Origin of the sequence: uncultured Pedobacter sp. (genome assembly GCF_913776295.1) — a bacterium.
GTDB lineage: Bacteria > Bacteroidota > Bacteroidia > Sphingobacteriales > Sphingobacteriaceae > Pedobacter.
The window spans coordinates 1-25560 of the sequence record NZ_CAJYOJ010000042.1 but is presented as its reverse complement, the minus strand read 5'-3'; the positions used below and the strand labels follow the sequence as shown (position 1 = coordinate 25560).

Annotated in this window: 21 protein-coding genes, 1 other RNA gene and 1 pseudogene; 6 read left to right on the top strand and 17 right to left on the bottom strand. The window is 38.8% G+C overall.

Annotated elements, in window-relative coordinates:
- Positions 1-11: 11 nt before the first annotated feature.
- A complete protein-coding gene (locus QZ738_RS07995; RefSeq protein WP_293786382.1) occupies positions 12-1421 on the top strand; it encodes a calcineurin-like phosphoesterase family protein in 1410 nt (469 codons plus the stop codon).
- 442 nt (positions 1422-1863) lie between these two features.
- Positions 1864-2763, top strand: coding sequence for a glycerophosphodiester phosphodiesterase family protein (locus QZ738_RS07990; RefSeq protein ID WP_293786380.1), 900 nt, complete (start codon positions 1864-1866; stop codon positions 2761-2763).
- Between the two features lie 88 nt (positions 2764-2851).
- Here the strand turns inward: QZ738_RS07990 and bioD are convergent, their stop codons facing one another.
- The 4 genes from bioD to QZ738_RS07970 form a co-directional block, all read right to left on the bottom strand.
- Positions 2852-3460: a dethiobiotin synthase gene (bioD, locus tag QZ738_RS07985; RefSeq protein ID WP_293786378.1), complete on the bottom strand. Its 609-nt coding sequence runs from the start codon at positions 3458-3460 to the stop codon at positions 2852-2854.
- Entirely contained in the window at positions 3461-4582 is a 1122-nt protein-coding gene (locus QZ738_RS07980; protein ID WP_293786376.1) for a pyridoxal phosphate-dependent aminotransferase family protein, read from the bottom strand.
- Positions 4583-4654: 72 nt separating this feature from the next.
- Positions 4655-5107, bottom strand: a complete 453-nt coding sequence (locus QZ738_RS07975; protein ID WP_293786374.1) for a hypothetical protein — start codon at positions 5105-5107, stop codon at positions 4655-4657.
- 78 nt (positions 5108-5185) lie between these two features.
- Positions 5186-5962, bottom strand: coding sequence for a LexA family transcriptional regulator (locus tag QZ738_RS07970; RefSeq protein ID WP_293786372.1), 777 nt, complete (start codon positions 5960-5962; stop codon positions 5186-5188).
- A 133-nt stretch (positions 5963-6095) separates the two neighbouring features.
- On the opposite strand from QZ738_RS07970, the gene QZ738_RS07965 reads away from it, so the two are divergent.
- The gene (locus QZ738_RS07965) at positions 6096-6446 is read left to right on the top strand and encodes a GIY-YIG nuclease family protein (protein WP_293786370.1); all 351 of its coding nucleotides are present in this window, start codon (positions 6096-6098) and stop codon (positions 6444-6446) included.
- Between the two features lie 163 nt (positions 6447-6609).
- Here QZ738_RS07965 and QZ738_RS07960 read toward each other — a convergent pair whose 3' ends face one another.
- Together QZ738_RS07960 and QZ738_RS07955 are read right to left on the bottom strand one after the other, a co-directional pair.
- The gene (locus tag QZ738_RS07960; protein WP_293786368.1) at positions 6610-9783 is read right to left on the bottom strand and encodes a basic secretory protein-like protein; all 3174 of its coding nucleotides are present in this window, start codon (positions 9781-9783) and stop codon (positions 6610-6612) included.
- A gap of 166 nt (positions 9784-9949) precedes the next feature.
- Positions 9950-12400, bottom strand: coding sequence for a transglycosylase domain-containing protein (locus QZ738_RS07955; protein WP_293786365.1), 2451 nt, complete (start codon positions 12398-12400; stop codon positions 9950-9952).
- A gap of 141 nt (positions 12401-12541) precedes the next feature.
- On the opposite strand from QZ738_RS07955, the gene QZ738_RS07950 reads away from it, so the two are divergent.
- Complete coding sequence (locus tag QZ738_RS07950; RefSeq protein WP_293786362.1) at positions 12542-13423, top strand: polyphosphate kinase 2 family protein; 882 nt, start codon at positions 12542-12544, stop codon at positions 13421-13423.
- On the opposite strand, the gene rnpB is transcribed toward QZ738_RS07950, so the two are convergent.
- The 7 genes from rnpB to QZ738_RS07920 all read right to left on the bottom strand — a co-directional run bounded on the left by rnpB (position 13423) and on the right by QZ738_RS07920 (position 18027).
- An RNA gene (gene rnpB / locus QZ738_RS07945) (RNase P RNA component class A) lies at positions 13423-13805 on the bottom strand. The two genes, QZ738_RS07950 and rnpB, sit on opposite strands and share 1 nt — an antisense overlap.
- Before the next feature lie 106 nt (positions 13806-13911).
- Complete coding sequence (locus QZ738_RS21300) at positions 13912-13977, bottom strand: hypothetical protein (RefSeq protein ID WP_367268573.1); 66 nt, start codon at positions 13975-13977, stop codon at positions 13912-13914.
- 27 nt (positions 13978-14004) lie between these two features.
- A complete protein-coding gene (locus tag QZ738_RS07940) occupies positions 14005-14313 on the bottom strand; it encodes a hypothetical protein (RefSeq protein WP_293786360.1) in 309 nt (102 codons plus the stop codon).
- On the bottom strand, positions 14294-14521 hold the full coding sequence (locus QZ738_RS07935; protein ID WP_293786357.1) for a UPF0175 family protein: 228 nt from the start codon (positions 14519-14521) through the stop codon (positions 14294-14296). Before QZ738_RS07935 ends, QZ738_RS07940 begins: the two co-directional genes overlap by 20 nt.
- 23 nt (positions 14522-14544) lie before the next feature.
- Positions 14545-14967, bottom strand: coding sequence for a cytochrome c (locus QZ738_RS07930; protein WP_293786354.1), 423 nt, complete (start codon positions 14965-14967; stop codon positions 14545-14547).
- A gap of 62 nt (positions 14968-15029) precedes the next feature.
- A complete protein-coding gene (locus tag QZ738_RS07925; protein ID WP_293786351.1) occupies positions 15030-15680 on the bottom strand; it encodes an SCO family protein in 651 nt (216 codons plus the stop codon).
- Positions 15681-16290: 610 nt separating this feature from the next.
- Positions 16291-18027: a phospho-sugar mutase gene (locus QZ738_RS07920; RefSeq protein WP_293786348.1), complete on the bottom strand. Its 1737-nt coding sequence runs from the start codon at positions 18025-18027 to the stop codon at positions 16291-16293.
- Between the two features lie 345 nt (positions 18028-18372).
- Here QZ738_RS07920 and QZ738_RS07915 point away from each other — a divergent pair, with 345 nt between their 5' ends.
- Complete coding sequence (locus tag QZ738_RS07915; protein ID WP_293786345.1) at positions 18373-19686, top strand: aspartate kinase; 1314 nt, start codon at positions 18373-18375, stop codon at positions 19684-19686.
- A 318-nt stretch (positions 19687-20004) separates the two neighbouring features.
- Positions 20005-21174, top strand: a complete 1170-nt coding sequence (gene lysA, locus QZ738_RS07910; RefSeq protein ID WP_293786343.1) for a diaminopimelate decarboxylase — start codon at positions 20005-20007, stop codon at positions 21172-21174.
- 187 nt (positions 21175-21361) lie between these two features.
- On the opposite strand, the gene QZ738_RS07905 is transcribed toward lysA, so the two are convergent.
- The 4 genes and pseudogenes from QZ738_RS07905 to QZ738_RS07890 form a co-directional block, all read right to left on the bottom strand.
- Positions 21362-22057, bottom strand: coding sequence for an ATP-binding cassette domain-containing protein (locus tag QZ738_RS07905; protein WP_293786341.1), 696 nt, complete (start codon positions 22055-22057; stop codon positions 21362-21364).
- 10 nt (positions 22058-22067) lie between these two features.
- The gene (locus QZ738_RS07900; RefSeq protein WP_293786339.1) at positions 22068-24323 is read right to left on the bottom strand and encodes a TonB-dependent siderophore receptor; all 2256 of its coding nucleotides are present in this window, start codon (positions 24321-24323) and stop codon (positions 22068-22070) included.
- A gap of 268 nt (positions 24324-24591) precedes the next feature.
- Positions 24592-25212: a hypothetical protein gene (locus tag QZ738_RS07895; protein ID WP_293786337.1), complete on the bottom strand. Its 621-nt coding sequence runs from the start codon at positions 25210-25212 to the stop codon at positions 24592-24594.
- Positions 25213-25300: 88 nt separating this feature from the next.
- Positions 25301-25560: pseudogene (locus tag QZ738_RS07890) on the bottom strand (transposase); the annotation flags it as partial.

The window sequence follows — 25560 nt, the reverse complement described above, 5'->3', positions numbered from 1 at the left end:
CTTGCATGAACATGAACAGAAGATCATTTATACAAAAATCAACTTTATTAACCTCTACCTTATTTGTTAGCTTAAAATCCTTTCCCTCATCGTTATTCGCTGTTGATGGCCTCGTAAGCGGTACCGTAACCAGTAAGGGCAAAGCCGTAGCCGGTGTTGTTATTTCTGATGGCTATAGCGTAGTACAAACTGACAGAAGTGGTCATTACGAACTAAAACTAAATGAACTGGCCCGTTTTGTATGGATCAGTACGCCGTCAGGTTATGAATTTAAAACCGAAAGCAGCATTGCCCGTCACTACTATAAGCCGGATACAGCAGGTAAATTAAATTTCGATCTTAAACCGCTTAAACAGAATGATAATAAACATCATTTTATCATTTGGGCCGATCCGCAGGTAAAAACGAAAAAAGATGTACAGCAAATGATGGAAACTTCTGTACCAGATACTCTTGAAGTGGTAAAAGGGATGGGAAAAACGCCTGTGCATGGCATTGGTGTTGGCGATCTGGTGTGGGATAACCTAGCACTTTTCCCAGCCTATGATGAAGCTATCGCGAAAATCGGCATCCCTTTTTTCCAGTGCCTCGGCAATCACGATATGGATTACCGGATGGGTGATGACGATACCTCCGACCGCAGTTTTCAAGCACATTATGGGCCAACATACTATTCTTTCAATAGGGGAAAGGCTCACTATGTGGTTTTGGATGATGTACGTTATTTAGGTGTAGAACGAACTTATGATGGATACATTACGCCAACACAGTTAGAATGGCTCGCCAAAGATTTACAGTTTGTACCAAAAGACGCGCTGCTCATCATCTGTCTCCATATTCCAGTACACAACTCTGTAGAAAACAATGACGATTTTTACGCTGTTTTAAAAGATTTCAAAAACGTGCATATCATGTCTGGCCACACACATTTTAATAAAAATGTAATTAAAAATGGCATTTATGAGCATAATCATGGCACCGTATGCGGTGGCTGGTGGACGGGCCCCATTTGTGGCGACGGAACACCGCGTGGTTATGGCGTTTATGAGGTTAACGGTACAGATTTGAAATGGTATTATAAGTCCACCGGTGAAGACCGAAAAAAACAGCTGAGTATTTACGTTGATACGCTGACCAATCAGAAAAGGCTGATTGCCAATGTTTGGAATTATGATCCGGAATGGAAAGTTGAATATTTTCTGGATGGAAAAGCGATGGGGACTTTGGCTATTCAGGAGGGATTTGATCCTTTATCGGTAAAACTTTATAAAGGTGATAAATTGCCAAACCCAAGGCCATTTGTTGAACCTGTATCTACTGACCATCTATTTTTGGCCCATTTTGCGCCTGCTGTTAAAAAAGTAAAAGTAGTTGCAACCGATCGTTTCGGAGAAAAATTTGAAGCCGAAGTTGATGCTTAATCATTATGCCGGCCAGACGGAAAGAGGTACCAACAGTTGGTGATCTTTAAAATTATTTTTTTTTAATCAATTCCATCAGATGGTAACATCTGACGGCACAAACGCATCAGATGGTAACATCTGACGCCACTAAAAGAGGTGTTAGCCACCGATCGTTTCGGATGAAAATTTGAAGCCGGAGTTGATGCTTAATTATTATGCCGGCCAGACGGCAAGAGGTACCAGCAGTTGGTGATCTTTGAAATTAATTTTTTTAATCAATTCCATCAGATGGTAACATCTGACGGAACAAACGCATCAGGTGGAAACATCTGACGCCAAAAAAAAATATACATTAATGGTGCTGTCGGATATTGCTGTCCGACAGTTTATTGTGCTGTTGGATGTCACCATCCAACAGTTCATTAACTTACCAAGACCTTTTAAAATTCCTTTTTTTGATATGAACCTTAAAAAAACAGCAGCAATTATTCTTCTGGCTTCATTGGCCATAAAATCGCAATGCCAGGAGGTTAAATTTCCGGCATTTAGTGCTGAAGCACACCGTGGCGGGCGAGGCTTAATGCCTGAAAACAGCATCGAGGCCATGCTAAACGCCATGAAAATTGATGGCATTACCACTTTGGAAATGGATACACACATTTCAAAAGACGGTAAGGTGGTGGTTACACATGATGATTATTTGAGCCCCGCCTTTATGCTTACGCCTGATGGGAAAGATATCCCTGCAACAGATGCAAAGAAATATTGCATTTTTGGAATGGATTATTCAGACATTGAAAAGTTTGACCTGGGTACGAAATATTTTGCCCAGTTTCCTCAACAGAAAAAAATAAAAACACATTTGCCTTTGCTTTCTGATTTGATCGATGCCGTACAACGCGACATTAAAAATAATAAACGTAAACAGTTTTTCTATAACATCGAAACTAAATGCAGCGAAAACGGAGATGGTATTACCAACCCTAAACCAACCGAATTTGTTAAACTTTTGATGGATGTGATCATCAAGAAAAAGATTTCAGATTTTGTAGTGATTCAATCTTTTGATAAAAGAACCATTCAGATCATCCATGAGAAATACCCGAAAATGAAGACGTCTTTTTTAGTGGCGAACAAAAAAACTTATGAAGAGAATATAGCCGATCTTGGTTTTAAGCCATTTATTTTGAGTCCGGTGTGGCAAATGGTAAACGAAGAACTGATTAAAAAGGCACATGCCGATGGGGTAAAAATTATTCCCTGGACAGCAAATACTTTAACTGATATTCAGAAATTGAAAGCTTTAGAGGTAGATGGAATTATTTCTGATTATCCGGATATTTTAGTGCAGGCGAAATAATTGCTTGTCGGAAATTGTAATCCCTCAGTTGATTAAAGACCAACCCTCAATTAGGTCGAGATTTCAAATCTCGACCAACGCCTATTACTTACATCAATATATTTTCTACAACTGAAGCAACATGCGTTTTATCAATCTGATTTAAGCTAGGTATATATCCTAATTTTTTTATTTTAGTATATTGAAGAATATATCTTTCAGTCTCCTTATTTTCGGCACCATTAAAAATAATTCCTTTAATCGGAATATCATATTGTTTAAGCAGATTGACCGATAATAGGGTATGATTAATACTTCCGAGGTAGTTCTGGGAAACCAATATCACCTCTGCCTGCAGTTTTTTGATCAGGTCTACAATCAATTCTTTTTCATTTAAAGGCACCATCAAACCGCCCGCACCTTCAATAATCAAGTTATTATCCGTTATCGGCATTTCGATTTTTTGCAGATCAATTTCAATTCCATCCAGCCTGGCCGATAGATGCGGGGATAGGGGCTGTGTTAATCTGTAAATTTCAGGGTGGATAACTGTATCAGGATTACTGATTAAATTTTTAACGGTTAAGCTGTCGCTCGTTTCTAAATCTCCAGATTGGATCGGCTTCCAGTAATCGGCCTTTAGCTTCTCTGTAAGAATAGCGCTTACCAATGTTTTTCCGATGCCTGTTCCGATGCCTGTAATAAAATATTTATCCATTTAATTCGATTCTTTAAGGTGATTAATTAATGAGATAATTTCCTCATCGGTATTAAAAGTGTGAAGGCAAATTCTAAGTCTTTCTTTGCCTGTTGCAACTGTAGGGCTTAATATGGCCCGAACATCAAAACCTTTGCTTTGCAAGTTGGCAGCGGCCTGTTTGGTTGCTTCGTTTGATGAAAACAAAATACCCTGAATGGTACTTTCGCTATCAATCGCTTTGATCTGCTGTTCTTTTAATGTTTTTCTGAACAACGCAATTTTTTGATTGATCAACTGATGATCAATTTTATATAAGTACTGATATGCACAATTAACCGCAACAATATTATGAATGGGGGCAGCCGTTGTATAAATGAATGATCTGGCAAAGTTTATCAGATAATGGCGCAGGTTTTTATTTCCTAAAATGATCGCTCCGTGTACACCTATTGCTTTTCCAAAAGTTACAATACGCGCAAATACGCGTTCAGTTAAGTTAAAATGATTGGTCAATCCCTGGCCGTTTATACCAAAAATACCAGTAGCATGGGCCTCATCTACAATCAGGTTGGCTTCATAACGTTCACAAAGATTTGATATGGCCAATAACGGAGCCACATCACCATCCATAGAATAAACGCTCTCTACCACTACAAATGTATTTCCTTTTGCCAGTTTCAGTTTGCTTTCAAGATCGTTTATATCATTATGATGAAATTTAAAACGCGTAGCATGGCTTAATCTACAGCCATCTATAATACTTGCATGAATCAGCTCATCGGTAATAATGGTATCTCCCCGTTGTGGCAAACTGGATAACAGCCCAACGTTGGCATCATAACCGGAATTAAAGATTAATCCACTTTCAGCCTGGTGAAAATCGGCGATGAACTTTTCTGTCTTTTCCGTGAAGCTGGTATTTCCACTTAATAACCTCGAACCACCAGCTCCGTTCAGGTAATCAGGCATGGAGGCCAGGCAATTATCAATCATTGTCTTTAATTCACCAGATCTGGCAAAGCCTAAATAATCGTTAGAACAAAAATCAACAGGAGAGATGTTTGTCGATAAATTCCTGATCAAAAAGTTAGCTTTCCGTTCCTGAAGCTTATCCCCAATAAACTGTTCAACTTTACGCATCGCCCAAAATTAAAAAAGCGTCCCAAATAATCGAAACGCTTTCAAAAATATAATTAATTACTTTTTTACGGTTTATCCTTGTGAAGGAGGATTAGAAACGACCGGTTCTTTATCTTTTTTACCTCTGGCACCCATGTTTTTTCTCATTTTCTCACCTCTTTCTCTGGCCTCGGCACGGAAAGCATCCATTTTAGTTTTTTGATCTGCAGTCAGCACCGCATCTATTTTAGCTTTCTGCTCATCCATTGCGGCTTTACGCTCTTTCATCTTGCCCTTCATGTCGCCTTTATCACCAGATTTCCAGGCTTCCAGTTTCCTGGCATTTTCCAACTCGATGGCGTAAATCTTGCTTTTTTGATCACTGGTCAAACTAAGCTGTTTTTCCAATCTCGACGTTACCTTTTCTGCTCTTTGCTCAGCAGTCATTTTAGGCATTGCCCGTCTTACGTGTTTTGTTGTGTCTTGAGCAAATGCAGTGGTTAAACCCATTACTGCAATTGCTATTGTTAAAATTGCCTTTTTCATGTTACGTTTTTTATGTGTTTGTTAATGAATAGATACATCAAAACGAAAACGGTTTAATCGGCACTTGTTAAAAAAATGTTAATTTTTATTTAGCTGGGAAATTGACTTCTGCATCTGCGCCATCATCTGTGTAAGCGTTTCCATGGTTGGATCAGGTGCAGGCTCTGGTAATGATGTAGAGATATAGGCTTTGGCTTTCCATATTTCAAGAATATCGTCTGCAGCAATGGTGTAGGGATCGTATACCTTATTATCTGATATCAATTTTAAATCTTTATTTTCTCTAAAACGGTTGCCCGCCCTTTTATATACTACACCTTCATTTTTACTGATTACAATATAGGTTTCACCGGTTTTTACCTCGTTCCAGTTATCCAGATATTCGCCGATTATGATACTTCCCGGCTGAACGGGCAACATACTATCGCCCATGATTTCAAAAGCCCTGAAAGTGCCCTGTCTTAATGCAGCTAAAGGGAGTTGAAATTTAGGTAGATCGCTAATGTATTGAGGATCTGAAAAACCGTTCAAATAACCCGCACTTGCTTTAACCGGAACCAGTTCGATGTTTTCCCGGTCGTTCTGATCAACAGAAATGCTCAGTACCCTCAGGTTAGATCCCTGGCTTTTTGGTTTAGGTCTCCAGCTGTCAGATATTTTTTCATTGATGAATTCGTCAATGGTCAGATCAAAGTAGTCGGCTATTTTTTTTAGCAAATCATATTTAGGTTCCGCGCGGTCTTCCTCGTAAGCTCCGATAAGCGATCTCTTGATTTCCATAATATCAGCGAAATTCTGCTGTGTGTGGCCTTTTTTCTTTCTGAGGTACTTTAAATTATTTGAAATATTTGACATAAAAATAAATTTTAAAATAAATTTGGAATTACTAAAATAGTTAGTAATTTTATGCTCATAAAGTTAGTAATATTATTTTGATTTGCAAGAAAGTATACTAAATAGTTTAGTTTTAAATTTTAAACATAAGATCATGAAAAAGTTTGTTTATATCGTTACCGACAGAAATCGTACAAGTATGCACGTAGGCATGAGTTCAGATTTGATAAAAACCCTTGATTTCTACAAACAGATGCCAAACTTGTTTTTTGATAACGGGCAGCAATTAACCCGTCTGGTTTATTTTGAAGAGTTTAAAACGGAAGCACAGGCTTTGATGCGCTTTAAATCCATTAGCCGCTTTACGCGTATGCAAAAAGAACGTTTGGTCAGATCCTGTAATCCCGATTGGATTGATTTGACCATAGGCCTTGATTTCGAAAATATCCTGCTACACCGTAATATCAACAATCAGGTTAAACTATCATTTACAAGCCTCTCTTAATCGGCTTAAACCTGTTGCTTACAGATTAAGTATCGAAATCATGATCTAATATAAAAAATGCTTGAATGACACCTGGTCATTCAAGCATTGATAGATGTTTAATGATCAAAGTATCAATAGCTGTTTTAATTGTTCGAACATTCAAGCAGTCTTCACACGATTCTTACCATCCTGGCGCAAATGTTAAGCCGAATACTCCAGTTTTAACATCTTTTCTTTGAAAAGGTATTGCATAATAAGGTTCCAGTACAAAATAACCAAAAACGTTTACCCTTAAAGATATGCCAACACTCATCGCTGGTACACGCTCAGTTGTAGCCTGGTAGGTAACCGGGTTTCCTTTATCGTCAACAATCGGTTGTTTATTTGCATCTAAAACAGGTTCAGTGGTATAAGTGGGCTCACCTTTAAACTTTACCTGGGTATCATTCGTCCAGGCTAATCCTGCATCGAAAAATAAATTCAGATCAGAAAATAAAAACTTAGAAGGTATAGCCGTTAATTTTTTAGGTCCTGTAAATGGCAGGCGAACTTCAAAATTAAAAACAGCTATTTTACTTCCTGTTAACTGGTTAATATCAAAAGATTCTGAAGACCGCGCGGAAGTGCTTTTGTAAATGGAGTTTGATTCATAACCCCTAATCAGATAAGGATAACCAAGATACATCGGGTAAAGCCTGTCGGCATCTTTACCAATTCTTAAGGTATTATAACTTCTTACCGCAAACGTTACCGGCTTAGCCCTCCAGTATTTACGAAGATCGGCTGTTACACCCGCAAAATTATAGGTGCCAAAATATTTTTCACCACTTACCCGATACCTAAAACCGTCCAGAGGGCCGGTAAGACCAAATATAGAATTATCGCCTATAAATCCGGCATTTAACTGATATAAGGTAAAAGAATTAAATGGAATGCCGTAATCATTAGATGCTACATCGTTGGAAATCCTGCTCCTGTCTGAACCTATATAGTAACCAGCCGAATTATAATAATTGCTATATCGGTCAATCCTGTAACCATAATGCGAAAATGAACCACCTAACTCAAACCGGTGTATTTTGCTAAACGGATAAGCTCCAAATATCTGAAGCTGATCTTCAAACGTCCTGATAATATCTGTTCTGTCTGCAAGTGCATTTATAGTGGTATTATCTCCTGTGGATATGTTCTGATAGCCATAAGACCTAAACCCAGACACATAAGGAATATGCGACACGGCAGCCCCCCAGTTGATCCTGCTCTTCTGGTTGATATAACCGACCAACCCACCGGCATCGTAAATCTCACCGTTTACAGAAATATTGGCAATAATTTGATTGGTTCCTAATATATCGCTGAACATGCCTACAACACCACCAGCAACCCCGGTTCCGAAACGGCTGGTGGAAACACCCACGCCACTGTTTGCTAGATAATCCAACCTGAATTTAGGTTTGTAAGGTACCGTCTTCATCGAATCGGCTACTATTTTTTCGAAACGGTCAAAATTATTTAAATTAGAATTAATGATATTCACGCCTATATTCTCCATTGGCGGAAGAATAGCAGCATCGAAATTTTCTTCGTGATTACCAATTCTTTTTGCTTTAAAACTATTTAGCTTAGCATTATATAAGGTATAACGTTGGTAGCGATAATAACTATAAACAATATCATCAGTGGTAGAAACTGAAATTGCGGGAGAAAATTCGGTAATTCCACTAATTCCCGTAAAATAATCAGTTAACTGATCAACCGTGTTGTCGGCAAAATTGTATTTATACAAATTCCTGAACCCGTCTCTATTCGATAGAAAATAGATGTTCTGGCTGTTTGATGAAAACTGGGCATTCAGGTTGTTTGCTCCCGGAAAAACATCTAAATTACTTACCGTTTTAGTCGCAATATCATAAACAGCAAGGTTTATGGGAAGCACGGCATTAATTACATTGGCCTGAATGGCTGCTCTATCTGAAGAAAATACCAGTTTTTTACCATCAGGTGAATAACTTGGCGCATAATCAGAATATACATCGTTTGTTATCTGAGTAACTATTTTGGTATCCAGATTATAAGAAAAGATATCACTTTGCCCTTCAACCATACCGGAGAAAGCAATATCTTTTCCATTCGGCGACCAGGTTAAATTGCCAAACTGTTGTACCTGGCCCATTGCTGTTTGAGAAACCGTTGTTCCGTTCGAAACGTTAATGATCATCATCTGGTTTTTACCATGACTAAAGATACTAAAGGCAAACTGTTTACTATCTGGAGACCATGCCCCGGCCGATTCTATAAAGTTGAAATCATCGATATGTCCATTGGAGATCTGGCTACTGAGTTTCCTGATAATCCTACCGGTTTTTGCATCTGCCAGAAATAAATCTATACCAAAAAGGTCTTTTTCAGACATAAAAGCCAGATATTTTCCATCCGGACTAAGGGCGGGGGCAACGTTCATATTGCCGGCATTTTTATTATCAATAATTTTTGTACCGGTAATCTTAATCTGTGAACTATCAGCTTTTAACATTGGCTTATAATGTGCATCTATGGAATTTTTCCATAAACCCGACAATGTCTTATCATCATAGCCGAAGGTATACCTGATGGCGTTTTCATAACCATATTTGGCCGTATTTTTAAATAGCGGAACAATGGTGGTATCGCCGTATTGGGACCCGATGTAAGTCCAAAATGCCTGACCATAACGGTAAGGAAAATATTTATTGGAATTGGTTAAATCTTTTAATGAAGGAATATCGCGGTTTAGCATGGCATCGCGCATCCACATGGAAGTAAATGCATCTTTTTTTCCGATTGATAAATACTCCGCCATACCTTCAACCATCCATAAGGGTGTTTGGCCAACATTTTCTAAACTGATCGAATCTTTTTCCAGCAGCAAATGGTATTGAAAAGCATGAACCAGCTCATGGCCTAAAACGTGCCTGGTTTGGCTATTTAACTCCATAACCGGCATAATCACCCGGTTTTTTAATGCTTCGGTTACCCCGCCAGTACCAATTCCAATTTCTCCGTTAAGTACTGTCGTCTGCTGGAAATCGGGGTGATTATTGTATAGGATTATAGGATTTTTCTTTAAAAAGGTATCTCTGAAAACTTCCTGATGCATTTTGTACCAGGTTTCGGCATCTTGCGAAAAACGTTTTAAAAGTTTCTCATTTTTGATATAATAATAGATTTCAAAATGGGGGGTTTGCAAAACTTTAAAGTCGAGTTTTTTGTACCTAACCTTATTTTGTCCGAAGTATTGGGCCTTAACTGAAAACGAAAGAATAAGCAGGAGCAACAAAGAAAAATATCGCCTTAATAAAGTAGAGCCTATTTTCATATATAATTTTATTAATGATTCAATAATTTATAATAATGGACGGTTGGAATTTTGGAAATAAAAATAGCAATTGTTTAAAAAAGTATTGAAATTTTAACAATTTTTAAATAACTGCTTTTTTACCGGACAAGATGGATCATATAACGGGTTAGTTGCCGGAATAAAACTAGGGCTGGTTATTTTCGTTCTTTTTCCGTTCTTTTTCTTCGCGTCGTTGCTGTCTTTTTAGCTCTCTTTCTTCTTTTTTAGTCAATGGAGCTGTTGGTGTTTCAGACGTTTGAGCAGGTTCAGCTTTCTTTTCGTCTTTTTTTACCTCCGGTTCCACAGTAACAGGGATAGTGGTTTCTTCTGTTTCAGGTACGGCAAAGTCAGTAGAATCTACCACTGCACTGTCTGTTGATGTCGTATCTCTGATAATCCGCGGGCTAGGGCAGTTGTAAGTCCTGGTGATATCAACCGTTGCTTTTGGAAACGGACCGTAAGTATAACCTGAATTCGGGTCGAGGTATACTTTTTCCATAAACTTTGCGAAAATAGGTAGTGCGGTTCTGGAGCCTTCTCCCTGTTCGCCATTTTTAAAGTGGGCCGTCCTTTCGTCGCAACCTACCCAAACACCGGTTACCAAATCTTTGGTTAGTCCCATGTACCAGGCATCTACATAATCAGATGAGGTACCTGTTTTACCGCCAATCTGATTATTTTTTCTGAACAGGTCTGGCCATTCCCATAATGCCTGTGAGGTACCTTCTGGTTCTTCCATACCACCACGGAACATATAGGTCATCAACCAGGCGATTTCTTCTGTTAAAACCCTTTTAGTTTTAGGCTTAAACTCATCAATTAAATTGTTATCCTGATCAGTAATTTTTTCGACCAAAATGGGATCTGTTTTGATCCCCTTATTCATAAAGGTAGCGTAAGCCTTTACCATTTCATAAACGGTAACGTCATTTGATCCCAAACTTACAGATGGTACAGACTCTAAGTGGCTATCAATACCACATTCATGTGCATACTTTACCACATTGTCCCAGCCTACCTTTTCGGTTACCTGTGCGGTAATGGTATTTACCGATTTTGCCATTGCCCAACGTAAGCTCATTTCACGGTAAGAAACACTATAATCGGCATTTTTTGGCTCCCAATATTTCGTTTCGCCTTTGTCCTGATAAGCAATCTTAACCGGTTTATCGGTAAACTTATCACAAGGACTCATCCCTTGCTCTAAAGCGGTCAAATAAGCAAATGGTTTAAAGGTAGAACCTGCCTGACGTTTAGCCTGGTTAACGTGATCGTATTTGAAAAACTTGTGATCAATACCTCCAACCCAAACTTTAATTTTACCACTTGCAGGCTCCATGGTCATCATTCCTGTATTCATGATCTTGCCGTAATAACGGATCGAATCCAAGGTAGAGAACAAAGTATCGCGATCTCCTTTATAGGTGAAAATCTGCATTCTTTTCTTTTTGTTGAAATAGGCAGTCACAGAATCCGGATGGTTGGGAAACTTCTTTTGTAAAAGTGCATAAATGGGAAGGTTTTTCATTGCTCTGTCCGGATAATCAACCTTCTGCTTTTCCGAATCGTACCACGGATCTTCATTGCCCCACACACTATAGAACCTGCGCTGCAAAATCCTCATCTGATCTGCAACCGCTTCTTCAGCATATTTTTGCAGTTTGGAATCAATGGTTGTGTAAATTTTTAATCCATCTTCGTAAAGGTCGTAACCATTATCAGTACACCATTTCTCTAAATATTTTGCCACAGCTGCCCTCAGATAAGAATCGCCGTCACTGCCGTCCTGCATTTTACCTTCTTTTAATTTAACAGGTTCCTTTGATAACTGAGTTAAGCTATCTTTGCTGAGGTAATCGTATTTGTTCATTTGTGCCAGCACCACATTTCTTCTTTCCAAAGCCTTTACAGGGTTTTTGGTCGGATTATACAAGGTTGTGCCCTTTAACATGCCTACAAGCATCGCTGCATCTGTAGTGGCCAGATCTTTTGTTTCTTTATCAAAGTAAATCCGACTGGCCGTTTTGATACCGTAAGCATTGTTCCCGAAAGATACGGTATTCAGATACATCGTGATGATATCATTTTTAGAATAGTTGGCTTCTAATTTTACCGCTGTCATCCATTCCTTCAACTTTATAATCAAGGTTCTTACCAGAGGGATTTTAACCAATACTCCCTGCGATTTATTATAACGTATACGGTAAAGGTTTTTGGCCAGTTGCTGTGTGATCGTACTGGCGCCGCCATCTTTTCCTAAACCAATAACTGCACGGCCAACGGCTTGTATATCAATACCCCAGTGTTTATAAAAACGCACGTCTTCGGTAGCAACCAGCGCATGTATTACGCTCGGAGCAATATCATTGTAATTTACCGGCGTTCTGTTTTCTTTAAAGTATCTACCAATCAGTTTTCCATCTGCAGTGTAAAGCTCAGAACCCACACGCAGGGTAGGTGCTTTAATATCCCGAACGCTTGGCGAATAGCCAAATAACCATAAAAAGTTTAACTGCAGGGCGGAAAAGAAAATTATTATGAAAAATAAAACTATTGCGAAATAACGTAAGTACTTGTATTTTATCTCTTTAAACATATTGGATAAGATAATCTTTAGGTAAAAGCTGTGGCATTAAATATAAAAAACTCTGTATGCAAATTAACGGATTTAATTTACTTATTTTTTAGTTCTATATTTAAATTATGGATGCACCAGTTTATCTGGAAATAATATATCATGATGAAAAACGAATTTAAAGGATTAATTGTACAGGGAGACCAGAAATTTTCTTTAAAAGACCATAAAACTGATTTTACAGGCGGGTATAACAAAGAAAAAGCTAAAGATGCACTGGTAAATTCGAAAATAGCGCTGAGCCATTTACAGGAGAAGTTATATGCTTCCCGTAAACATGCTGTTCTGATTATTTTCCAGGCGATGGACGCTGCTGGTAAAGACAGTGCGATTGATCATGTAATGAGTGGGCTAAATCCGCAGGGGTGCCAGGTTTATAGTTTTAAAACCCCTACACCAGAAGAATATGAACACGATTTTTTATGGAGACATTATAATGCGCTGCCTGAACGTGGCCGGATAGGGATCCATAACCGTTCGCACTATGAAAACGTTTTGGTCTGCAAGGTACATCCTGAATATATTTTAAACGAAAATATTGCTGGCTTTAGCGATATTAAAAAAATCAATAAAAACTTTTGGGAACAGCGTTATAGGAGCATTAAAAATTTTGAAGACCATCTAACGGCCAATGGCACCGTTATTTTAAAGTTTTTTTTAAATGTGAGCCGGAATGAACAAAGAAAACGCTTTTTAGAACGAATTGATGATCCGACCAAAAACTGGAAATTTTCTTCGGGAGACATCAAAGAGCGGGCGTTGTGGAATAAATATATGAATGCTTACGAACATGCTATTAATGAAACCAGTACGGCTGCATCTCCCTGGCACATCATTCCTGCAGATAAGAAATGGTTTGCACGGCTGGCCATAAGTGAAATTATTGAAGATAAGTTAAAAAGCCTTGATCTGAAATTTCCTGTATTAGATGAGGAAGAGGAAGTTAAACTTGGAGAAGCCAAGCGTACTCTATTGGAAGAATAAAAAAATGCAGGTCTATAAGCCGGGTTCTGTTTCCTGATTGCTCAGGAACTCTATCATTTATCTACTATAAACGTTGCCGTTTATCTCTAACGACCTACCCACTAACATCGGACGGGCAGCCCTACGTACGTTAGCCTATTTGGTCTTTCAACTCCCGGGGTTTACAAACCACTGCAGTCGCCTGCAATGCTCGTGCGCTCTTACCGCACGTTTTCACCCTTATCCCGATGTAAAACCGGGACGGTATATTTTCTGTTGCACTAATCCGTAATTCAGGTTTTCATTCCTGAACCCCTTTCCGTTAGAAAGCGGGATGCCCTGCGTTGCCCGGACTTTCCTCTCTTTCGATTTTACTCGAAACAGCGATAGAATAACCTGCATTTTTTGCAAAGATGGGTTTTTATAATTGTTATGACAATAGATATAATATTATTCATTTGCTAGTTCATATATTTCATTCAGCACTTTTTGAGAAAATCTTAAATTTGTCAGTTGTATTTTTGAAAGATAGGTTTAACTGAAGTAATCAAGCCGACATTTTTTGCCCTTAAGATTATACCTGATGTACCGATGTAAAGCAGCTATAACCGTTCAGCTGCTTTTCTTCCTTTATTATCATCTAAAATAAGAAGAGAACTTTTTGATTCCATTGCTAATGCAATAGCACTTGCTTCACTGGGGTCAAGATCCAAGGAATTTTGAAATGAAGTGTTTTGTGGCCTTCTGATTTCAATCCAATCAGGTAAAGGATAACCAAATTCCTTAGCGATTAAGGTTGTGGTGACTATTTTTGAGAATAGATACTTTAGAAGATTAAACTCACCAATTTTTTCTAATAAAATGAAGCAGGTAGTATCAACGATTACAATTTCATATTTTTTCTGCATCATTTAACATTTCTGAAACAGGATAATTTATTAACGAAACATCGTAATTAGAAAGTAAATCAGAAAAGGTTCGTTTAGGCAAATCAGCCATAGCAGCCGCTTCACCTAATGATAATTTTCCGGATTCGTAAAGTTTGGCTGCGATGAAACGTACTGTATCATGCTCATGTTTACCTAAGCTATCGGGAACTTGAAGAGTTATCGTTGTCATACCTTAAATATCCGAAATAATATTTATTTACAATTCTCCAAATCTTTCGAAACCTGCGAATAAGGGACAAATCCCTGTTTATTACCAAAAGAATTAGTAATATAAACCATTACCTGCGCCACATCAATATCAGCAAGTTCCGGGAAAGCAGGCATTTTTTCCTTATATTCCTTACCGTTAACAACTAAGGATTCATTTGCGCCATTTTTGATGAAACAAGCCAAACGGGATTTATTTACCTTTAAAAATACGGAATCAGTTAACGGAGGCGCTAACTGCCTCAAACCTTCACCATTTTCGCCATGGCAGTTCTGACATTTAGCTTTGTAGATATCTTTTCCATTCGACATGTAATTTTGCAGATCAATGGTTTCCTGATTCTGGCAGGAAACAATTATGGCAACCAGGGAAATAAAAAGGAGGGCATTGATAATGTATTTGCGCATGGATGTTTGTTGTGAAAATCGTCATCCCAATCCGGCAGCTATCGGGACGGGATGACGACTTATTATTTCTTATATTCCGCTAGTAAAACCGGAATATCTTTTTTTAATTGTTCCACCTGATCTGCTTTCGTACCATCATAAGCACCACGGATCCGCCTGTCTTTATCGATCAATACCAGATAACCCTGGTGGATATAACCATCTTTGGCCGTACTGTCTTCGCCAACGGCGACTAAGTAATTCTTTTCGGCCAAAGTATACACACTATCTTTAGTGCCATAAAGAAATAGCCATTTCGGACCATCAACGCCTAATTTCTGTGCATATTTTTTCAAAACATGAGGCTTATCGTATTTAAAATCAATCGTGTGTGATACAAACATTACATCGGGATTGGTTATAAAATCATTATAAACCGTCATTAAATTACGGTGCATGGTAGGGCAGATGGTGGTGCAGGAGGTGAAAAAGAAATCGGCCACATAAACCTTGCCATCAGTAGCCTTGTTTGTTGTGATCACACTATCCTGGTTCAGGAAAGACCAGGCTGGGATAGTTTGGTAAACGGTGTCAATTTTCTCCACACCAGCGGCATCTTTCACGGTTTCTGCGTGTCGCTCGCCATAAAAAGGGAGTTTTCTCTCTTGTTTACAGGCCGTAAATACAGAAACAGCCAGGAGAAGTATAGCTAAATAAATAGTGACTTTATTCATAATGTGATTTTAAAATGTAAATATACGAGGTATTTATTTAGATCTTTAATGTTTGGAAAAGTCCGGGGTCAGATGACCGAAAGTAGGATGTTTGGGCGGATAGAACATATGCATCACATATTTCGACCGTAATTTTTGAACTCTTGCATTGTTCATTACTTAAAACCTCAGAAGTTCAGCGTTCAAAATTGTCGGTTTTATACCTGCTGACCAGATCTCCTGACTTCTGACAAATAAATTTACATCACCAAGTCCCGATATAGAAGAAGTATAAGAATTATAACACTCACTATTGGAAACATAAGGTAAAAAGGCATTGATCGAAATCCTCCCTACTAATCCGTCCCTAAATAGGAATTAAAGGTCTTAGCGAGACGCTAAGACCAGTTGAGGTTATAAAGTCCTAAAAAAGAAATCGTAATTCCCAGCTTGATGGCAATCTTAAAACGCTTTCATTAGGTTTCCCAATGCACAAGATCCGATTACTATCGGATGACGACCGACTAGTAGATCATGTCAAAGGTAGCTAGCCGAAGAACCTCTTGTGAATGTTTAAAAGGCGTTTCGGCAAGCTCGATGTGACAACTACAACTACAATTAAGCATTAAAATTATGCCTGTAAATCAGCCATAACCGTTTTGATCTTCTCTTCAAGCTTTGCATTAACCGAATTAAAATCTTTTCTATCTGCCAAAGGTGCATTTACGCTGCAATAAAATTTAATTTTTGGTTCTGTACCACTCGGACGGGCAGAAACAATACTACCATCTTCGGTAACAAACTGTAAAACGTCCGAAGTAGGGTAATCCAATCTGGTTACTTTTCCGCTTGCCAAATCTGTTTCCTGCCCCAGTTCGTAGTCTTTTAACACCGACACTTTAGCGCCACCCAATGTTGCAGGCGGATTTTCTCTAAATTTCACCATCATGGCTTTAATTTCTTCTGCACCAGATTTACCTTTTTTGGTCAGCGAAACCAGATCTTCTTTATAAAAGCCATATTCTACATACATATCTAATAAGGCATTGTATAAACTAGCACCTTTATCTTTATAGTAAGCCGTCATTTCAGAAATGAAAGCGGCAGAAACCACTGCATCTTTGTCGCGAACCAAATCACCGATCAAATAGCCGTAACTTTCTTCACCACCTCCGATAAAGTATTTTTTACCTTCCAGTTCCGTCATCAACTGGCCGATGTATTTAAATCCTGTGAGGGTATTGTAACATTCTACATTTTTCTTTTTTGCAATTTCTTCAATCAGGTTAGAAGTTACAATGGTTTTTACAATAAACTGGTTGCCGTCTAATTTACCACTTTCCTCCCAGGCCGAAAGTAGGTAATTAATTAACAGACTGCCCGTTTGGTTACCATTAAGCAGTACCCATTCGCCATCATTATCTTTTACGGCAATACCCACACGGTCAGCATCGGGATCGGTGGCCAGAACCAAATCCGCATCTATTTCCTTCGCTTTGTTCATCGCTAAGGTCAATGCATCTTTTTCTTCAGGGTTGGGATACACTACAGTTGGAAAGTTTCCATCAGGTTTGCTTTGCTCTTCAACAATGGTAACATTGGTAAATCCAAACTGTTGCAATGCCTTAGGCACCAATGTAATCCCTGTTCCATGAATAGGAGAATAAACAATTTTTAGATCGTGCTGTCTTTTGATTGCTTCCGGAGAAATCGAAAGTGCGGCGATACCATCTAAATATAATTGATCAACATCTTCACCAATCAGTTGAATATTGGCCTCAACACGGTCGAATCTGACTTCATCTATGCTTTTAATCTTATTCACTTCATCAATTACCAATTTATCATCAGGAGAAGTAAACTGACCGCCATCAGCACCATAAGCTTTATAACCGTTATATTCTTTAGGATTATGTGACGCAGTTAACATCACACCGCTTTTGCAACCAAAATGACGTACCGCAAAGGATAATTCCGGAGTTGGCCTTAATGCTGAAAAGAAATAAACGTGGATGCCATTTGCAGAGAAAACATCTGCGGTAATTTTAGCAAAATAATCAGAGTTATTGCGACTATCATGCGCTATGGCCACGCTGATTTTTTCACCAGGATATTTATTGTTCAAATAATTGGCAAGGCCTTGAGTGGCTGTACCAATGGTATATTTATTGATCCGGTTAGAACCTGCACCCATAATGCCCCGTAAACCGCCTGTTCCAAACTCCAAACTTTTATAAAATGCATCAGTTAATTCGGTTGTTGCATTTTTATCTACAAGGGACTGAATTTCAGCCTTGGTATTTTCATCATAATTTCCATTTAACCACTCATTAATGGTGGCTTGTGTTGATTGGTCAATTGCCTGCATTGAGCTTTTTTTTTTAAATTTAATATCTGGTGTTGAACAAATTTTAAGGGATGATGTTTGGTATTAACCGATTTATTTCCACACCTCCAAATTTTATTTTGTTGAGGATGTTGCTTTTAAGCTGCTTTTGCTTAATTTCACGCCCCGATACAATAATAAAGAAAATCCAGTACTAATATGAGGCGATTGTAACTTTTTTAAAATAGTTGCAAAACCAGAAAGGTTACCGCTTTTGATCATGGCTGGAAACAGTTTATAAATAAATAAAATCATCATCATTTTTAAACCATAGGATGGAATAAAAACCTGATCGTTTTATTACCCTTTAAAACAATTGGCAAGTAAATGAAAATATTAAAATTTGGGGGTACCTCTGTAGGTAGTCCTGAGCGCATGACGAAGTTGTTGGATATCATTAATCCAAATGAAGAGCAGATTGTAGTTTTATCAGCCGTATCCGGTACTACAAATAGTTTAGTAGAAATTGCAACGCATTTTTTAGCTGGAGATAAGAAGAAGGGAAGTGAATGTGTAGAAAACCTATATCAAAAATATAAAACGTTTGTGGTGGAGTTATTGCCTGCCGCCGAATTTCAGGAGCAGGGCAACGAAGTGATCGATTATCACTTCAATTTCCTGTCAGGCTTAGCAAATGATATTTTCACTTCAATCGAAGAGAAAGTAGTATTGGCACAAGGTGAGCTGTTGTCTACCACCTTATACCATATTTATTTAAAATCTATCGGCGTACCCTCGGTACTGTTGCCCGCTTTGGATTTTATGAAAACGGATGAAGATAATGAGCCTGATATTCCGTTTACTACAAAACACTTAATGCCATTGCTGGAGCAGCATAAAGACAATAAATTATTTATTACACAGGGTTACATCTGTCGCAACAGTTTTGGTGAAGTGGATAACCTTCGCCGCGGTGGTAGCGATTATACCGCATCTTTATTGGGTGCCGCCATTCTGGCCGAAGAAGTGCAGATCTGGACGGATATTGATGGCATGCACAATAATGATCCACGTATTGTTAAAGGCACGAAACCAATTGCGCAGTTATCATTTGATGAAGCAGCCGAGCTGGCTTATTTTGGAGCAAAAATTTTGCATCCACAATCGGTTTTCCCGGCGCAGAAATATAAAATTCCGGTTCGTCTGCTCAATACAATGGAACCGTCGGCTGCAGGTACCTTAATTACCCATAACAGCGAAAAAGGCAAAATCAAATCAATTGCCGCTAAAGATGGAATTACCGCAATCCGTATCCAATCGAGCCGTATGTTGTTGGCTTACGGTTTCTTACGCCGTGTTTTCGAGGTTTTTGAGCGTTACAAAACACCGATTGATATGATTACAACCTCTGAAGTTGCGGTATCGTTAACCATTGATGAAACGGCGCACTTGCCGCAGATTATTGAAGAACTGGAAAGTTTTGGAACTGTTGAGGTAGATACCAACCACAGTATTGTGTGTGTAGTGGGCGACTTCGGTTCAGAGAAACATGGTTTCGCCAGCAGGGTTTTAGAAGGTTTAAAACATATCCCGATTCGTATGATTTCTTATGGCGGAAGCAATTATAATGTTTCACTTTTAATATTAAGCGAATATAAAACAGAGGCTTTAAGAAGTTTGCATAACAGATTATTCGAATAAGAGGAAAAAAGCACCAGCTATAACTAGCAATCCGATGAGGTAATGAAAAGCCATAAAGTTTGCTGGTAATAACCCGTTTCTATATTTTTTGTAAGAGTTATACAATCCTGCAGAAAGAATAAGAATAACAAATAGGGCTGCCGCTATCTTCATTTTTTGATAAATAAAAGGAACAAGACTAATAGCAGTAATACGATAAAAAATCGGATTTTCCCATTGTATTGTTTCCGGGTAATTCTTCCATGCTTTAAATCCAGGTAATTACCCAAATAAATTAGCCCAAAGAATAAAATTAAAATTATAATAAGGAATTTGAACATGTTCGCCGATAAAGATATAGCAAAGTTTAACAATATAGAAACGCCTTTTTACTACTATGATACCGATCTGTTGCAAAAAACTCTGCGTACCTGTGCAGATGCTGCCGCTCTATATCAATTTCATATCCATTATGCCCTCAAGGCAAATTTCAATGCTGTGGTCTTAAATCAGATCAAAGAGATTGGTTTTGGAGCAGATTGTGTAAGTGCTGGCGAGGTAAGAAGAGCGGTTGAGGTTGGTTTCGACCATAACAAAATTGTTTTTGCCGGGGTAGGTAAATCAGATAAGGAAATTAATGAGGCCCTGGATCTTGATATCTTCTGTTTTAACGTAGAATCTATCCAGGAATTGGAGGTATTAAACGAGCTTGCGGCAAAAAAAGGTAAGACCGCTCAGGTAGCCATTCGAATCAACCCTAATGTTGATGCACATACACACCACAACATTACTACCGGACTGGATGAAAATAAATTCGGGATCAATTCATGGGATTTACCTGAATGTGCAGAAACCCTAAAAGCTTCCACAAACCTTAAATTTATTGGCATCCATTTCCATATCGGCTCGCAGATTACCAATCTCGACGTGTATAAAAACCTTTGCGTACGCGTAAATGAATTTGCAACATGGTTTGAGGATAAAGGATTTAACCTTAAAGTTTTAAATGTTGGTGGCGGCTTAGGGATAGATTACTATAATCCTGATCACCAGATTCCGGACTTTGCATCTTATTTCAAGATTTTTAACGAATTTTTAGCCGTTAAACCCGGGCAGGAAGTACATTTTGAATTGGGTAGGGCATTGGTTGGTCAGTCGGCTTCGTTAATTAGCCGTGTATTATACATTAAAAACGGAAAGAAGAAAAATTTTGTGGTTTTAGATGCGGGGATGACCGAATTGATGCGTCCGGCCTTGTACCAAGCCTATCATAAAATAGAGAATCTTAGTCAGTCCGGAGCCGGAAGTCCGAAGTCTGAAGTCGTAAAATACGATATCGTTGGCCCAATTTGCGAAAGCACTGATTGTTTTGGCAAAGAAGTGGAACAACCTGAATCGTTTAGAGGCGATATCTTTGCGATCCGGAGTGCCGGCGCTTATGGAGAGGTAATGGCTTCCAAATATAACTTAAGAGATACGATAAGATCAGTATATAGTTACGAGATATAATTTTGAAGTGTCATCCTGAAGGCAATGAAGGATCTTTAAACCAAGAATTTTTCCTAAAGTAAAAGAAACCATTTTTCGTCATCGCAGAATATTAAACCTGGTAAATAAAGCCCCTCGAATAAATCCGATAATTATCGGATCAGGGGTTACGCCAGATTGATACCCTGGGATGACGATTTTTCTGGAATCAAATCGTTTCCAGATACAATTTCTGAAGATCTGCTGCCGAAATATCACTGGCAGCTAACGTATGTACAAGAGATCCCTGACGCATAATCCCAATCCTGGTACCCACATTAACCGCATTAAAAATATCGTGAGTAGCCATAAAAACACTGCGTCCATCCCGCGAGAGCTGTTTCACAATTTCGCTAAATTCATCTGTTGCCTTTGGGTCGAGGCCACTTGTAGGCTCGTCCATTAAAATAACTTTGGCATTTTTAGCTACCGCAATGGCTATCCCTACTTTTTGCCGCATCCCTTTACTGTGATTACCCACCCGTTTACGAAAAGCCTCCGGTTGTAAGCCAGCCTGAAGCAAAAATGCTTCAAGCTCGCTTGTTTTATATTGATAACCTGCGATACGGCTAAAAAAATCGAGGTTTTCTATACTGCTTAAATGACCATAAAGCATCACCACTTCTGGAATATATGCTAAAAACTGTTTTGTACGCTCATTATCTGGGCTAACCACCATACCGTTTACTCTGGCTTCTCCACTGCTGGCTGCTGTGAAACCAAGAAAAAGGTTGATGGTAGTGGTTTTTCCGGCTCCATTCTGCCCGAGCAAACAAAATACTTCTCCGGCTTCTACCTTTAGATTCAGGTTATTTAAAGCGATATGTTCCCCGTATTTTTTGGTTAATCCAATGGCTTCTAACATTGTGTATAGCTTAAAATTTAACGCCTAATGAAAGTCTGATGGAAAATGGTTCTCCTTCAACAAAGAAATAATTATTGCCCGAATACGGAAAATCCGTAGTAATGTCGCCGGATGCCATATAGCGTTTATTGGTTAAATTATCTGCAATTATCCGGAACATATATTTTGGACTGCTAAAACTCAAGCCAGCATCAAATTTAGTATAGTTAGGCAGGTAGGTATCTCGTTGACTGATTGCAGAAAGTTTGGTAATGGTGCTTTGTCCTGCGCTAACAGAAATTTTACGGTAACCGCTCACGGGAAAGCTATATTGTAGCCAGGTATTAAATACTTGTTGTGGTACATCTGGCATCTTCTGTCCTACAATCGATGGGTTATCAGGCGTCGGATCGAGGTTATTATCTTTGGTTATTCTGGCATCTACGTAGGTATAATTCGTGATCAGTGATAAACGATCGGTAATATTGCCGATTATATCCACTTCAAAACCATTGCTTACTACCTCACCCAATTGAAGATAATAGGCTATGGCTCCGGCAGCAGCTGCATAACTTCTGAAATCTCTTGCCGCCACATTTCTTTTTACCGTATGGAAACCATTTACAGTTGTTAATAAACGGCCGTTAAACCAGTTCTTTTTTATACCCAATTCATAATTATTGCCCAGCTCAGGCTCAACCGGTTTTGATGCGGTAACCGTCTTTTGCCCGGCCTGTGGCCCATCAGTAGTCTCGGTAACCACCTGACCCGTTTTGGGAACAAATGATTGATCGTACAGAAAATAGACCGATGAAGTTGAATCAGGCATAAAACTGAATGCAGCACGTGGCGAAAAAGCATGTTGCCTGTAATAATCTGGCACACGCGGACCTCTTGTGGTAGTTAAAATATTTCGGTTGCGGTAATCCGTATAACGCGCGCCAACGGTCAGCAAAAATTTGTCAAAAGCGATATTATCATAAACATAGGCTGCTGAATAGTGAATGTGATTTTCCTGTCTGATCGATCTTTTAGTGATGCCCACAGTATTTGCATCTACGTAAAAATTTGGATTATTCCTTTCGAAAGGGAAGGAGTTGCTTCCGTAATAGGTTGATAGCGAATCTTTACCTGTAGTATAATCGCTACCGATCAATAGTGTGTGCTTAAATGTACCCGTTTTAAATTTACCCGACAAAAACAGGTTGGTGTTATAGGTCTCGCCCAATATATTGGAATTGCTGGCAATGCGATTGGTTTTTCCTTGCGCATTAAAACTGATAGATGTCCGGTTGTTAGCCGATACCATATACCACTGGTTGGCAGGTGCCTTCACAAAGTTCGATTGTGAGGTAAGCTGCCAGTTTTCGTTGAATTTATGAACGGCACTGAACCTGAAGGTGTGTGTTTGTGAAACGCTTAGGGGCAAACCGATTCCTGCACTGAAATTTAAGCTGATCGGATCTTGCAATACATCTTGATCCTGACGTAATTTATTGATGGAAGAGCCATTCTTTACCTCCCCACGGATGTAATTGTATTCCGCAATTAAAAAAGTACGTGGACTAAAATTATATTGTAATACCGGTGCAATGACATACTTGGTCGTTTTCATATAGTTGAGGTACGAATCCTGATGCTGAAAAGCCGTATTGAAGCGATACGAAAATCCTTTGTTTTTTAAAACACTCCCGATGTCTGCTGTAGCACGAAAGAAATTGTAATTGCCTCCTGTGACCATTACATTGAGCAATTTTTCTTTAGGTGATTTCGTTACAATATTCAGCGTTCCGCCTGGCTCGCCCAATGCACTGATAAATCCTGCTGGTCCTTTAACAAATTCAAGGTTCTCGATAAGTGCTTCATCATCAAGCGTTGCACCTAAAACCAATCGGTTGGGCATGCCATTAATAGTCGTTGCAGCATTAAATCCCCTCACTTTTATCGACGCCGAGTTATCGAAAGGTGAACTGTTGTACCCAAAATATACACCACTGGCATTTCTGGCCATATCTTTTAATTGTAACCCGCCTTGTTGCTGTATCAACGCAGAAGAAATGCTGATAATATTCTGTGGCATCTGTAGTAGCGGAACCTGCATTCTTAAACTATTAGATAAAGTATCTTTTTTTAGTTTGATTGCTTTCTGACCATCGATACGGACTTCGTTAAGCTGGCGTACTTTGGCAGTAGAATCCTGTACCAGTTTACTCCGCTTTTCGTGCTGGGCATAAACCTGTTGTATCGAAGTCAATAAGAACAAGATGATGTAAAACTTTTTCTTCATTTTTTTGGTGTGATTGATTGGTTGTATGTTGTGTGATTTAAATTTTAATACGGAATTTTGTGGCAATGGAGATAATGAATACACCGACAGCAAACAGGTATAAAATGCCAAGCAGAATCTGCTGATTTTTATCATCTGCTGACTTAAATTTGAATTCAGGTAAGTTTTTTAAATCATTTAGGCTTAGCTTTTTATCTGCTATGATGTAATCATTCATAAAATCAACCCATTTCTTTTGAAAAGCGTTTACCTGGCCCTGATACGAGAGTTAATCTTTCAGTCGGGTCTCAGAGATTCCGTTCAATATATACTGAGTTTTCGTTGCCGGATTAATCCAGCTTAGCTTATTGGCTACAGCATTTTGTTTTTCAGAATACTGGTTATAATTTTTAGCAACCGCTGTCATTCGGCGTCCCAAAAGATCGTAATAGGCTGCAAAACGTTTATTACTGTTTTCGCTCGTATCTGAAGTCGTCCTTAAATGCCTGTATTTTGGGTTATTCAGGTAAAAGGTGTCTATAAGAATTTTACGCGGCAAGGCCCAAACCGATTCACTATTTTCCCTTAATGCAACAGCGGCATCGGTTTTCAAGGGAATAGGATAATATAAACGGACAATGGCATTACATAAAGCGGGCAAAAGAACTAAGAAAAAACACCATGTACCTAAAAGATAAAGGGCATTGTGTACAGAACTTTGATTTAATCTGATGATCAAAAGAATCACTGCGAACCAAAAGAAAAGATAAGCAGTGACGCCAACAATCCACCATATAGCTGCAACCGGATCAAAAGAAACCAATATTGCTGCACTGATAAAACCGATAATACTGAGGAACCAGGCCATTACGCCAATCAGTATAAACCTAAAAACCAGTTTATAGCTCATTATTCTGGAAAGATACAAGCCTTGCAAAGAAAGTAATTTATCCGTTTATTGCTCTTTCTCCTTCGATAAGATATTGTAGCTTAGGGCAATATAGCTGTTCTATTACCTCCTTTGCTTTTGAACTGCGAAAGTTATTGACCGTTCGGAAATCGGGCCGGCTCATACCGGATAACCACATGAAGTGAATGTCCTGCCGCAAAGCCCTTGCTATCCTGCGCCCCGTGTATATCTTAACACTATAGGCATACAGTAAGATCTTCAACAACATCCGTGGATGATAAGCTGTTGTTCCTCCCCCCTTGTACTGGTTGATCAGCCCGCTGATATCCAGTGAATCAACAACATGGT

Coding starts and splice junctions, on each gene's coding strand:
- QZ738_RS07995 (WP_293786382.1), top strand. CDS start 12: ATGAACAGAAGATCATTTATACAAAAATCAACTTTATTAACCTCTACC.
- QZ738_RS07990 (WP_293786380.1), top strand. CDS start 1,864: ATGAACCTTAAAAAAACAGCAGCAATTATTCTTCTGGCTTCATTGGCC.
- bioD (WP_293786378.1), bottom strand. CDS start 3,460: ATGGATAAATATTTTATTACAGGCATCGGAACAGGCATCGGAAAAACA.
- QZ738_RS07980 (WP_293786376.1), bottom strand. CDS start 4,582: ATGCGTAAAGTTGAACAGTTTATTGGGGATAAGCTTCAGGAACGGAAA.
- QZ738_RS07975 (WP_293786374.1), bottom strand. CDS start 5,107: ATGAAAAAGGCAATTTTAACAATAGCAATTGCAGTAATGGGTTTAACC.
- QZ738_RS07970 (WP_293786372.1), bottom strand. CDS start 5,962: ATGTCAAATATTTCAAATAATTTAAAGTACCTCAGAAAGAAAAAAGGC.
- QZ738_RS07965 (WP_293786370.1), top strand. CDS start 6,096: ATGAAAAAGTTTGTTTATATCGTTACCGACAGAAATCGTACAAGTATG.
- QZ738_RS07960 (WP_293786368.1), bottom strand. CDS start 9,783: ATGAAAATAGGCTCTACTTTATTAAGGCGATATTTTTCTTTGTTGCTC.
- QZ738_RS07955 (WP_293786365.1), bottom strand. CDS start 12,400: ATGTTTAAAGAGATAAAATACAAGTACTTACGTTATTTCGCAATAGTT.
- QZ738_RS07950 (WP_293786362.1), top strand. CDS start 12,542: ATGATGAAAAACGAATTTAAAGGATTAATTGTACAGGGAGACCAGAAA.
- QZ738_RS07940 (WP_293786360.1), bottom strand. CDS start 14,313: ATGATGCAGAAAAAATATGAAATTGTAATCGTTGATACTACCTGCTTC.
- QZ738_RS07935 (WP_293786357.1), bottom strand. CDS start 14,521: ATGACAACGATAACTCTTCAAGTTCCCGATAGCTTAGGTAAACATGAG.
- QZ738_RS07930 (WP_293786354.1), bottom strand. CDS start 14,967: ATGCGCAAATACATTATCAATGCCCTCCTTTTTATTTCCCTGGTTGCC.
- QZ738_RS07925 (WP_293786351.1), bottom strand. CDS start 15,680: ATGAATAAAGTCACTATTTATTTAGCTATACTTCTCCTGGCTGTTTCT.
- QZ738_RS07920 (WP_293786348.1), bottom strand. CDS start 18,027: ATGCAGGCAATTGACCAATCAACACAAGCCACCATTAATGAGTGGTTA.
- QZ738_RS07915 (WP_293786345.1), top strand. CDS start 18,373: ATGAAAATATTAAAATTTGGGGGTACCTCTGTAGGTAGTCCTGAGCGC.
- lysA (WP_293786343.1), top strand. CDS start 20,005: ATGTTCGCCGATAAAGATATAGCAAAGTTTAACAATATAGAAACGCCT.
- QZ738_RS07905 (WP_293786341.1), bottom strand. CDS start 22,057: ATGTTAGAAGCCATTGGATTAACCAAAAAATACGGGGAACATATCGCT.
- QZ738_RS07900 (WP_293786339.1), bottom strand. CDS start 24,323: ATGAAGAAAAAGTTTTACATCATCTTGTTCTTATTGACTTCGATACAA.
- QZ738_RS07895 (WP_293786337.1), bottom strand. CDS start 25,212: ATGAGCTATAAACTGGTTTTTAGGTTTATACTGATTGGCGTAATGGCC.